Raw genomic sequence first — 10,785 nt, 5'->3', positions numbered from 1 at the left:
TACGTGCCCGGCCCCCGGCCCACACCGACCGGTCCGCAGGGCGTGTTCCCCGGCGCCCACGTCGCCTGGGACCCGACCGACGACGACGAGGACCCGCGGCCGGGCAACACGATCGCGGCCGTCTCGGTGATCCTCGGCGTGCTCGCGGTGCTGGTGAGCCTGCGGCCGCTGGCGTTCGGCTCGATGGCGATGTCCTGGGACACCTACGTGGCCCTGGGCATCGCGGTCGTCGCCCTGACGCTCGGCGGTGTGGGGCTGCGCGGCCCGGTCCGCCGGGCGGTCGCCGTCGTCGGGATGGCCCTCGCGGTCGCGGCCCTGCTCGTCGTGGCGATCCTGCCGACCCTCTGAGACCGCTCGCTCAGAAGACGAGCACCAGGCGGCCGCGCACGCCCCCGGCCTCGAACCGCGCGTGTGCCTCGGCGGCCCGCTCGGCCGGGATCCCGTCGGCGACCCGCAGCGTGAGCACCCCCTTCTCGGCCTGCTCGCGCAGCCGGTCGAGGGCCGCCCGGTTCTCCGCGTAGTCGCGCACGAAGACCGGGTGCCAGGTGATCCCGCGCCCGCTGCCGCCCTCGGGCCCGGCGTAGCCGCGCACCGTGGCGACGCGGCCGCCGTCGGCGAGGGCCGGGACCAGCAGGTCGCCCTGCACGCTCCCGTCGGCGATCCCGGCGACGCCCTCGGGCACGGCCTCGCGGATACGGTCCGCCACGTCGTCACCGCGCCGCACGACGACGTCGGCGCCCAGGCTCCGCACCAGGTCCTCGTCGGCGGCCGCCGCGTCCGCGACCACGCGCAGGCCCTCGGCGTGGGCCAGCGCCACGACGTACCCGCCGAAGGCCCCGGCCGCCCCGGTGACGGCGAGCGTGGCGCCCTCGGCCAGGTCGAGCAGGTCGAGTGCGCGCCGGGCGGTCAGCCCGTTCATCGGCAGCGTCGCCGCCTGCGCGTGCGTGGTGCCGGCGGGGGCGGGCACGACGGAGCCGACCGGGAGCGCGATCAGGGAGGAGTAGCCGCCGTGGGAGCCGGACGGGACGACGATGCCCATGACCCGGTCCCCGACCGCGAGGCCCGCGTCGTCGGTGCCCTCGCCCAGGGCGGCGACGGTGCCGGCCACGTCCATGCCGGGCACGTAGGGCGGCGGGTCGCGACGCAGCGCCTCGGCCCGGGCGCCGTTGCGGATGCCGGTGTCGGTGGGGTTCACCGCGGCGGCCGCGACGTCCACCAGCACCTGTCCGGGCCCGGGGACCGGGTCGGTCAGCTCCACGATCTCGAGGGCCTCGGGCCCTCCGAACTCCATCACTCCGACTGCGCGCATGCCGGGCCAACACCGTCGGCGCGGGGCGGTCTTCCCGACCGGGTGGATCGGGCGCCCCACCCGGGTGAGAGGTCCGGCGGGACCGGGACGGGCGGGCCCCGGGCTGGCACCGTCGGGACCGTGACGACCGTCTCCCCCACGTCCCCGGCGACGCCGATCTTCGACGAGGTCGACCGCTGGTGGCGCGAGGGCGGCGACGAGCCGGCCGTCGCCACGATGCTGTCCTTCACGGGGGCCCGGTCCCGTCCGCCGCGCAGGACCACGGGCACGGCCACGTCCGGCCCCCGTCACGGGCTCGTGCGCCCGCCCGCGCCACCGGCATGATCCCGCCCGTGCCCGACGGCGTCCGAGCATGATCATCCGGAGTCGTACGATGGCCGCGTGACGCCCCCCGTCACGCCCGTGTCGGCGTCCGCGCTCGTGGCCCCGACGTCGTGCTGGGCGGACGACGAGTTCGTGGGACGGACCCGCCGCACCCGACGCCGCCTCCTGCTCGCCGCGGCGCGGTTGTTCTGCGAGGACGGCTACCACGGAGCGGCGATCTCCGACATCCTCACCGCCGCCGGACTGACCAAGGGCGCGCTCTACTTCCACTTCCGGAACAAGTACGCGCTCGCGGAGGCGCTGGTCACCGAGGTGGAGCGATCGTGGGCCGCGGTGGCCGCACAGATCCAGGACCGTGGGCTCGATCCACTCTGGCGGCTGCTGGTCGAGACAGACGCCTTCGTGGCGCGGTGGATGTACGACTCGATCGTGCGGGGCGCCACCCAGGCCCTGGAGGACCCCGAGCTGCTGCCGTTGCGGGGACCCTGGTTCGAGCGCTGGGAGTCCACGACCGCCGAGCTGCTGACCGAGGCGTCCGACATGGGCCTGCTCGTGGCCGGCGTCGACGCCCGGCGAACGGCCCGCGCCGCCGTCGCCATCGCGACCGGCAACTACGCGCTCGCCGACGGGCCGGACGACTTCTGGGCGCGGATGACCGAGTCGTGGGAGGGCCTGCTCCCGGTCGTGGCCTCGCCGCGGTGGTTGGCGACGTGGACCGAGTCGCCGTGGGGCTCCCGGCCCGGGCCGGACGCGGACGCCTACCGGCTCGCCCGCGAGCCCTAGGGAGCGGGTCGGGACGCTCCCGGTCAGGGGCGGGGCGCGGTGCGCACCAGGGCGTCCCAGCCCTGGTCCCGGGCCCGGGCCGCCTCCTCGGCCGCGCCTCCCCCGCGCAGCCCGAAGAGCCGCTTCGCGAACAGCAGGTAGGCGATGACGGCGAGGTTGATGATCAGCGCCAGCACCTTGGTGACGGTGATCCGGCCGGTCAGCTCGTAGATCTCGGGGACGAGCAGGACGGTGGTGGCGACCAGGGTGAGGTACTCCGCCCACCGTCGTGCCCGCCACAGCCCGATCGCCTCGACCCCCTCGAGCACGGCGTAGGCCGCGACGACCACCCCGATGAGCACGACGGTCGTGGCGCTCGCCGAGAACGCCCGGGTGAGCTCGCCGACCACCCCGTCGTCGCCGTCGCCGATCCCGACGGTGTTGCGCAGGGTGGCGAGCACCGCGAAGAACGGGGTGCGCAGGACGTCGCGGTCGGCGAGGAAGACGAAGATCGCCACCGCGACGAGCGCGAGCCCGATGAAGTGGATCACCCGGTCGATCGCGATGAGCCGCAGCACGAACCGGTCGCGCAGGGCCCGGCCCCGCAGCGGCAGGTCGACCTCGGCGCGCGTGGGCAGCGTCGCGCTGGTCGGGGCGGTGGGCGGGGCGAGCGGGATCCAGGAGTCGCAGCGCAGGCACCGGTGCCAGCGCAGCGTCCCACCGTCGGGGCCCCCGGTCTCGCGGACCACGACCGCCGGGTCGAACCCCGCGTCGTCGGAAGTCAGCGCGGCGGCGTCGGTGCCGAGCAGCTCGTGGCCGCGCAGCCCGCAGGTGATGAGCTCGTAGTGGAAGCGGGGCCGGAAGCGCGCCGGCGGGACCGTGCCCGGCGGGCGGTGGGGCCCCTCGGGCACCGGCGGGTGTGCCGGGTCGGTCCTGCTGGTGGTGCTGGTCATGGTGGCTCCTCCCGGTCCGCGATCGTACGGACGTCCGGGCCCCGTGCAGGTGTGCTCACGACCCCCGAGTGGTGCGTCGCGACGGGGCCCGCCAGGCTGGGGTGGCCATGACCGACATGACCGCTCGACACCGCCCCGCCCGGTTCGTCCTCGCCGGGATCGCCGCGCTCCTGCTCCTCGTACCCGCCTGTTCCGCCGAGGCCGGGGGGCCGCCCGCCGCGAACGCGGCGCCCGGGACGGGCGCGAACGGTGCCCCGACCTCGGCCACCACCGCGGGCCTGGTCCCGACGCCGGTGACCGTCGGGCCCGGGATGGGCGACGCGCCCTTCGACACCGCCCGCTCCGTGCAGGTCCCGTCGGGGTGGACGGCGTCGGTGTGGGCGCGCGTCCCGAGTGCCCGGCTCGAGGCCTGGGCTCCCGACGGGTCGTTGCTGGTGTCGGTCCCGGAGAACGGCTCGGTGACGCGGCTCGTGCCGGGCGCGAACGGCGCGCCGCCGGCGCAGTCGACGCTGCTCTCGGGCCTCACCCAGCCCCACGGGCTCGCGTTCGACGGCTCGACGCTCTACGTCGCCGAGAGCGACCAGGTGTCCTCGTACGCCTACGCCGGCGGCCGGGCGACGAGCCCGAAGGTCGTGGTGCCGAACCTCCCCGACGCCAAGAGCCCGGACCTGCGCGGGGCGTACGCGCACGCCCTCAAGACCGTCGTCGTCGGGCCCGACAAGTCGCTCTACGTCTCGGTCGGCTCCACGGCGAACATCTCGCCGCAGGACCGCGACGCGGACCCGCAGCGCGCCTCGATCCTGCGCGTGCCGCCGGGTGGGGGCACCCCGGAGGCGTTCGCGCGCGGCGTGCGCAACGGCACCGGCCTCGCCGTCGGGCCCGACGGCCGCGTGTGGACCGCGGTGAACAACCGCGACAACATCCGGTACCCGTACCACCAGCCCTACGGCGGCGACGGGGACGCGTACGGCCAGGTGATGCCGCAGTACGTCAACGACCACCCCCCGGAGGAGCTGGCCGCGCTCACCCCGGGCCGCGACCTCGGGTGGCCGTTCTGCAACCCGGAGCCCGACACGCAGCCCGGCGCGCCCCTGAGCCCGCTGAAGAAGGCGGACCTGGACTACACCCGCGACGTCGAGACGAACGCCGACGGGTCGAAGCTCGACTGCTCGCGGCTCGCGCCGATCGAGCAGACCTTCGGCGCGCACTCCGCCCCGTTGGGCCTGACATTCGCGAACGTCCCGGGGATGGGCGAGGGTGCGGTCGTCGGGGTGCACGGGTCGTGGAACCGGACGGCGCCGCGGGCCCCGGAGGTGTCGTGGTTCCCGTGGTCGAACGGCCGCCTCGGTGACCAGCAGACCCTCGTCGGGGGCTTCCAGGCCGCGGACGGGTCGCGGTGGGGCCGCCCGGTCGCGGTGGTGCCCGGGCCCGACGGCGCGCTCTACGTCAGCGACGACCAGGCCGGGGCGATCTACCGGGTGGCGCCGCCCGGGAGGTGACGGTCACCGCGTCGGCAGCGGGACCGTCGCGGCGAGGCGCTCCAGCAGCTCCGCGGCGTGGGCCCGGCTGCGGTCGAGGTCGGGCTCGAGGTCGGCCAGGGACGCGGCGCCGCCGAAGCCCGCGCCGGCGAGCTCGGCCCGATCGAGGGCGACCGACCCGGCCAGCGCCAGTACCGGGACCCCCGCGGCCCGCGCCCGCGCCGCGACCCCTGCCGGTCCCTTGCCCCGCAGCGTCTGCGCGTCGAGGCGGCCCTCGCCGGTGACGACGAGGCCGGCCCCGGCGAGGCGCTCGTCGAACCCGAGCAGCTCGGCGACCAGGTCGAACCCGGGGCGCAGCCGCGCCCCCAGCAGGGCCATCACGCCGTAGCCGACGCCGCCGGCCGCGCCCGCGCCGGGCTCGGCCTCCCGTCCCGGGGCCCCCGTGGCCGCGCCGAGCACGCGCGCCCAGGACGCGAGGCCCGCGTCGAGCCGGGCGACCGCGGCCTCGTCGGCACCCTTCTGCGGCCCGTAGACCGCGGCGGCGCCGTGCGGGCCGAGCAGCGGGTTGTCCACGTCGCAGGCCACCTCGACGCGCGCGTCGTGCGGCACGACGAGGCCGGTGAGGTCGACCCGCGCGACCTCGGCGAGCCGCCCGCCCCCGATCCCGGCGGGCAGCTCGGCGCCGTCGGCGGTGATCAGGACGGCGCCGAGGGCCTGGGCGAGCCCGGCCGCGCCGTCGGTGGAGGCGCTACCGCCGAGACCGAGCACGATGCGGCGGGCACCGTCGTCGAGGGCGGCGCGCAGCACCTCGCCCAGCCCGTACGTCGTCGCCTCCTCCGCGTGCAGGACGCCGCCGGGGAGGCGTTCGAGGCCGCACACGTCGGCGAGCTCGACGACGGCCGTCTCCCCCGAGCGCGCCCAGGCGGTGTCGACGGCGCGGCCGGTGGGACCGGTCGCGGTGCACGGCCGGCGGGTGAATCCCGCGGCGACGGCGGCGGCGACGGTGCCGTCCCCGCCGTCGGCGACGGGGCACAGGTCGGCGTCCAGGCCCCGGGTCGCGAGACCCCGGGCGATCGCGGCGGCGACGTCCGCCGCCGTCAGCGAACCCTTGAACTTGTCGGGAGCCACGAGGACGCGCACCCGCGGGAGCGTGCCCGCTCGGGACGGGGGACGTCGAGGGCGGGGGCGGTGCCGCTCCCGGCGCCGCTCACAGTCCGGACGGGCCCGGCGTGTCACCCGTTAGGCTGAGGACGGGCGCCCGGTCCGGCCGCCGTCGGGGGACGGCCGGTTCGGGCGCTCGCCGCTGCGCGGGGCCCGACCGGGTCCGGACATGAGCGAACCCGGGCCGTCAGGTCGGGGGTCTGACGGCACCGGGTTCACCTTGCATATCGTCCGGACCCTGCCGAGCTGTTACCCGGCGCGGATGTGACGGCGCTCACACGGCTCACCGCGGCGAGAACGCCGCCAGGAAGCGGTCCCTGAAGGCCTCCATCGGCCAGGTCGGGGCGTCCGGGTCGGGGCGCAGCCCGTCGGTCCAGCCCCAGCCCGCGGTGCGCGCGAGGACGGCCGGGTCGCGGGTGAGGACCGAGACCGGCACGTCGCGCCCCGCCCCGGGGCCGGTGACCAGCGGCGCGGGCTGGTGGTCGCCGACGACGACCACGACGAGGTCCGGGTCGGCCGAGCGCGCCACCCACGAGGTCAGGGCGTCGAGGGTGTAGGCGACCGAGGTCGCGTAGCCGGTGCGGGGCGGCGTCGCGGGGGTGCCGGGGGCCGGCAGCTGGCCCGCGAAGACCGAGCCGTCGCCGAGCTGGTCCCACCCGACCATGTGCGGCAGCGGGGTCCACGGGGCGTGGCTGGAGACCAGGTCGACCTCGGCCATGATCGGCGGGCGCGGGCGGGGCCGGTCGCGCTCGAGGCGGTCGACGCGGTCGAGCACGAACTGGTCGGGCATCGAGGCCCAGCCGAACGACGGGCCCCGGTAGCCGAGGTCGCGCACGTCGTAGGCACGCTCGTAGCCGTAGAACGCGCCCTCGGGCCAGGCCCGGGTGGTGCCGGGCTGCACCGCGGCGGTGTCCCACCCGGCGCGGCGGAACGCGGCGGAGAGCGTGAAGCGGTCGCTCGAGGTGAGCGTGAGGTACCGCTGCTGGTTGTCCACCCGCAGTCCGGACAGCAGCGTCGCGTGGGCGAGCCAGCTGCCGGACCCGACCACCGACGACGTCAGGAACCCGCTGCGGGCCCCCCACCCGGCGGCGGGGAGCTCGCGGTCGGCGCGGTCGAGGACCGGGGTCACGGTCGGCGCGAGACCCGGGTCGGTCAGCGCGGCGCGGCCGTAGCTCTCGACGATCGCGAGGACGACGTCCTTGCCGCGCAGTGCCGTGAGCAGGTCGGCCGGGGGCGTGCCGGCCCAGGGGTCGGTGCGGGACTGCGCGGCGAAGGCGTCGGCGTCGCGCAGGGAGGCCGCGGTGCCCTCGGCCCGGTCGGCCACCCCGGCCGCGGCGCTCGCCGCGGCGAGCCGGACGCCGGGGGCGGTCGTCGTCCCCGCCACGGCCGCCACCAGCCACACCGACGCGAGCACGCCCAGCGCCCGCAGCACCACCCGGCGGTGTGCCGCGGCCCGTGTCACGACCCGGCGGGCCGCGAGCGCCGCGCCGACCAGCAGCACGACCCCGAGGACGACCGCCCCGACGACCGCCGCCACCTGCGCCTCCGACCCGTAGGTGCTGCCCACGAACTCGGCGCCGTCGGCGACCAGCGTCCGGTCGAGCACCGGGTCGAAGGGCCGGGCGAGCACGGTGGCGAAGCCGATGTCGAACGCGGTCAGCACGGCCCAGACCCCGAGCAGCGCGCCGGCCGCGAGCGCGAGGGGCCGGCGGGCACGGGCGGGCAGGAGCACGAGCAGGGCGAGCCCCGCGACCCCCTCGACGGGCAGGCGCAGGTACGGCTCCGGCAGCAGGCCGCTCCCGTCCTGCGGGGCCACGAGCACGAGGCCGAGGACGAGCACCGCGGCGACGGTGAGGGCGGCGCCCGCGGCCCGGCGCCACCGTCCCCGTCCCGCCCCCGCCTCCGACGCGCGAGGGGAGCCCTCGGGCCGGTAGAGCGACCGGATCCTCCCCTCGCCCGGGGCCGTGGGGATGCGCGTCCGGGCGAGCCAGCGCACGGACACCGCGAACGACCACGTCAGTGCGGCGAGCGCCGCGCCGACGACCGCGACCGCCGCCGGGCGGGGCAGGACGTCCGCGCTCGCCACGACGAGCGCCACGCCCTGCGCCGCGGCGACCACCTTCGCCGAGCGGCGCACCGGCAGCGCGCCCCGCAGCCACGGCAGGGCCCACCCGGCGGCCACGAAGACGTAGCGCATCGCGCCGACGCCGAGCACCCAGAGGCCGAGGTCGGTGGCGACGTGCACCGAGAGCACCGCGAGCAGGGCGGCGTCGATCTCGGAGTCGAAGCGGGCGCCGAGCTCGCTGGCCGTCCGGGTGCGCCGGGCGACCAGCCCGTCGACCCCGTCCAGGACGAGCGCCACGACGGCGAGCGCGACCAGCGGCGCCGGGGCGACGGCCCCCGGACTGGCGAGATCCTCGACGACGAGCGCCGCCACCCCGCCGGTCAGCACGGTCCGCAGCGCGGTCACCGTGCCGGCGGGCCCGAGCGTGGCCGCGCCGGCCTGCCGCGCCGCCCGGGCGACCAGCGCCGCGGCGAGCGCGAGGAACGTCCCGCCGCCGGCCCACCCGGCTGCCCCGAGACCGACCGGTCCGAGCAGCGCGAAGAGCCCGACGGCGACGACCGCGGACACGGCCACGGTGATCCACACCGGGGGGCGCGCGAGCGTCGCGTCGGGCCGGACCATGCCCCTATCGTCACCCGCGGCCATCGGAGGATCGTGAAGGAGGGCGCGTGGAGCGGACCGCCCGCGCCTACCGGGTACTCGAGCCCGGCCACGGCGCCCTCGTGGACGTCGAGCTCCCCGAACCGGGCCCCGACGACGTCGTCGTCGCCACCCGCCACAGCGCGATCAGCCGGGGGACGGAGCTCCTGGTGTTCCGCGGCGGGGTGCCGGCCAGCCAGCACGCCGTCATGCGGGCCCCGTACCAGGTCGGCGAGTTCCCCGGCCCGGTGATCTACGGCTACCTCGCGGTGGGGACCGTCGAGGCGGGCCCGGCGGCCCTGCGCGGGCGCGACGTGTTCTGCCTGCACCCGCACCAGGACCGCTTCGTGGTGCCGGCCACCGCGGTGTCGGTGCTGCCCGAGGGCGTCCCGGCGACGCGGGCGGTGCTCGCCGGGACCGTCGAGACCGCCGTCAACGCGCTGTGGGACGCCGCGCCGCGCGTCGGGGACCGGATCGCCGTGGTCGGCGCGGGGATGGTCGGCGGCGCGGTGGCCGCGCTGCTCGCCGGCATCCCGGGCGTGCGGGTGGAGCTGGTCGACGTCGACCCCGGCCGGGCGGCGCTGGCCGCGGCCCTCGGCGTCGGGTTCGCGCTCCCCGAGGACGCGACGGGCGGCTGCGACCTCGTGGTCCACGCCAGCGCGACCGAGGCGGGGCTCGCGCGGTCCCTGGAGCTGCTCGGCCTCGAGGGGGAGGTCGTGGAGCTGTCCTGGTACGGCGACCGTGTCCCGCGCGTGCCGCTGGGCGAGGGCTTCCACTCCGGCCGGCTCGCGATCCGGGCCAGTCAGGTCGGGCGGGTGTCCCCGGCGCGGCAGGCGCGGTGGACCTACGCCGACCGGATGGCGCTGGCGCTGCGCCTGCTCGCCGACCCGCGGTTCGACGCGCTGATCGGTGAGGCGGTGCCGTTCGGGGAGCTGCCGGCGACGATGCTGCGGCTCTCCGAGGGTGGTCCCGGGCTGGCCGTGCGGGTGGACTACTGATCCGGGTCGGGATGCGCCTGGGAGTTCGCTAGGCGGTTGATCATGCCGAGGGCACCGCACCGGCAGATTCAGTACGTCCGTACTGCATACGCAGCCCGTGGATCAACTACAGGATCGGGCCTCGTCCGTGACGACGCAGCGGCAGGAGGGGGCGTGTGGACCGGAGGGACGACAGGGCGGCCGTGCAGTCCGACCCCGCGGATGACGGTCAAGCTACGCAGCGGCAGCGGCGGCTGGAGCACGGTCACCACGGTGCTGGGAGGGATCGGCGCCGCCTCGGACCCGATCAATGCCCTGCTCGGCGGAATCCAGCGGAAGCTGTTCGCCCCCAGGACCGTCGACCTGACCCTGGGGCACGGGCCGTTCGACGAGAAGTTCGAGATCGTGGCGACCGACCCCGACGTCGCCCGGTCGCTCGTCGGTCCGATGCTCGCCGACGAGCACGCCGCCGGTCGCGCACCGACCTGGACCATCCAGGGCGACACTCTCTACACACTGCAGGGGACGAGTCCGATCGTGCCCGAGGAGATCCCGGCGCGGCTGTCGGCGCTGCTGCGGGTGGCGGACCTGCTGGGCCGCTGAGGGCCCCGCGTCCGTGATCGACTGCCCGGAGCCCGGAGTACAGGAGGCCCACGATGTTCTCGGTGACCGTCCGCGACCACGTGATGGTCGCCCACAGCTTCACCGGCGAGGTGTTCGGGCCCGCGCAGGCGCTGCACGGCGCCACGTTCGTCGTCGACGCCACGTTCCGGCGGCCCGACCTGGACGCCGACCACATCGTCGTCGACATCGGCCGGGCGACGACCGCGCTCGGCGGCGTCCTCGACGCCCTGCGCTACCGCAACCTCGACGACGAGCCCGCCTTCGCCGGGCTGAACACGACGACGGAGTTCCTCGCGCAGGTGATCGCCGACCGGCTCGCCGAACGCATCCACGCCGGCGACCTCGGCGAGGGCGCCCGCGGGATCGCGACGATCGCGGTGGAGCTGCACGAGTCGCACGTCGCGCGGGCGGGGTACGAGCGCCCGCTGTGACCGTCCACGCCGTGCTCCCCGGGGACGTCGACACCGTCCCCAGCGGCGGGAACGTCTACGAC

11 protein-coding genes are annotated in these 10,785 nt (G+C 76.8%); 7 read left to right on the top strand and 4 right to left on the bottom strand.

Going from position 1 to position 10,785, the window contains the following annotated elements:
* A partial coding sequence (locus AC0CYZ_RS28190; protein ID WP_472221421.1) for a hypothetical protein occupies positions 1-348 on the top strand: 348 nt, incomplete at its 5' end.
* Between the two features lie 10 nt (positions 349-358).
* Here AC0CYZ_RS28190 and AC0CYZ_RS28185 read toward each other — a convergent pair.
* Positions 359-1,309: an NADP-dependent oxidoreductase gene (locus AC0CYZ_RS28185; RefSeq protein WP_472221420.1), complete on the bottom strand. Its 951-nt coding sequence runs from the start codon at positions 1,307-1,309 to the stop codon at positions 359-361.
* 120 nt (positions 1,310-1,429) lie between these two features.
* On the opposite strand from AC0CYZ_RS28185, the gene AC0CYZ_RS28180 reads away from it, so the two are divergent.
* The gene (locus AC0CYZ_RS28180; RefSeq protein WP_472221419.1) at positions 1,430-1,633 is read left to right on the top strand and encodes a hypothetical protein; all 204 of its coding nucleotides are present in this window, start codon (positions 1,430-1,432) and stop codon (positions 1,631-1,633) included.
* A 57-nt stretch (positions 1,634-1,690) separates the two neighbouring features.
* Entirely contained in the window at positions 1,691-2,416 is a 726-nt protein-coding gene (locus tag AC0CYZ_RS28175) for a TetR family transcriptional regulator (RefSeq protein WP_472221418.1), read from the top strand.
* A 23-nt stretch (positions 2,417-2,439) separates the two neighbouring features.
* Here the strand turns inward: AC0CYZ_RS28175 and AC0CYZ_RS28170 are convergent, their stop codons facing one another.
* A complete protein-coding gene (locus AC0CYZ_RS28170; RefSeq protein ID WP_472221417.1) occupies positions 2,440-3,348 on the bottom strand; it encodes a DUF2127 domain-containing protein in 909 nt (302 codons plus the stop codon).
* 107 nt (positions 3,349-3,455) lie between these two features.
* Between AC0CYZ_RS28170 and AC0CYZ_RS28165 the strand changes: the two genes are divergently transcribed.
* Positions 3,456-4,847 carry a PQQ-dependent sugar dehydrogenase gene (locus AC0CYZ_RS28165; RefSeq protein WP_472221416.1) on the top strand — a complete coding sequence of 464 codons (1,392 nt, stop codon included), beginning with the start codon at positions 3,456-3,458 and terminating at the stop codon, positions 4,845-4,847.
* 3 nt (positions 4,848-4,850) lie between these two features.
* Here AC0CYZ_RS28165 and AC0CYZ_RS28160 read toward each other — a convergent pair whose 3' ends face one another.
* Together AC0CYZ_RS28160 and AC0CYZ_RS28155 are read right to left on the bottom strand one after the other, a co-directional pair.
* A complete protein-coding gene (locus tag AC0CYZ_RS28160) occupies positions 4,851-5,966 on the bottom strand; it encodes a glycerate kinase (RefSeq protein WP_472221415.1) in 1,116 nt (371 codons plus the stop codon).
* 304 nt (positions 5,967-6,270) lie between these two features.
* The gene (locus AC0CYZ_RS28155) at positions 6,271-8,697 is read right to left on the bottom strand and encodes a CDP-alcohol phosphatidyltransferase family protein (RefSeq protein WP_472221414.1); all 2,427 of its coding nucleotides are present in this window, start codon (positions 8,695-8,697) and stop codon (positions 6,271-6,273) included.
* Positions 8,698-8,720: 23 nt separating this feature from the next.
* Between AC0CYZ_RS28155 and AC0CYZ_RS28150 the strand changes: the two genes are divergently transcribed.
* The 3 genes from AC0CYZ_RS28150 (at position 8,721) to AC0CYZ_RS28140 (ending at position 10,723) form a co-directional block, all read left to right on the top strand.
* Positions 8,721-9,689 (top strand): zinc-dependent alcohol dehydrogenase, encoded by a 969-nt coding sequence (locus AC0CYZ_RS28150; protein WP_472221413.1) that lies wholly within the window; start codon positions 8,721-8,723, stop codon positions 9,687-9,689.
* Positions 9,690-9,890: 201 nt separating this feature from the next.
* Positions 9,891-10,271, top strand: coding sequence for a hypothetical protein (locus AC0CYZ_RS28145; protein WP_472221412.1), 381 nt, complete (start codon positions 9,891-9,893; stop codon positions 10,269-10,271).
* A 53-nt stretch (positions 10,272-10,324) separates the two neighbouring features.
* Positions 10,325-10,723, top strand: coding sequence for a 6-pyruvoyl trahydropterin synthase family protein (locus AC0CYZ_RS28140; protein ID WP_472221411.1), 399 nt, complete (start codon positions 10,325-10,327; stop codon positions 10,721-10,723).
* Positions 10,724-10,785 lie beyond the last annotated feature (62 nt).

This window comes from Actinomycetospora sp. (assembly GCF_055612215.1).
Note: the sequence above shows the minus strand (reverse complement) of the source record. Positions and strands in the feature narration are given on the sequence as shown.

Excerpts from the sequence above, each read along its gene's own strand:
- AC0CYZ_RS28145 (WP_472221412.1), top strand. The coding sequence starts at position 9,891 with ATGACGGTCAAGCTACGCAGCGGCAGCGGCGGCTGGAGCACGGTCACC.
- AC0CYZ_RS28185 (WP_472221420.1), bottom strand. The coding sequence starts at position 1,309 with ATGCGCGCAGTCGGAGTGATGGAGTTCGGAGGGCCCGAGGCCCTCGAG.
- AC0CYZ_RS28155 (WP_472221414.1), bottom strand. The coding sequence starts at position 8,697 with ATGGCCGCGGGTGACGATAGGGGCATGGTCCGGCCCGACGCGACGCTC.
- AC0CYZ_RS28170 (WP_472221417.1), bottom strand. The coding sequence starts at position 3,348 with ATGACCAGCACCACCAGCAGGACCGACCCGGCACACCCGCCGGTGCCC.
- AC0CYZ_RS28140 (WP_472221411.1), top strand. The coding sequence starts at position 10,325 with ATGTTCTCGGTGACCGTCCGCGACCACGTGATGGTCGCCCACAGCTTC.
- AC0CYZ_RS28165 (WP_472221416.1), top strand. The coding sequence starts at position 3,456 with ATGACCGACATGACCGCTCGACACCGCCCCGCCCGGTTCGTCCTCGCC.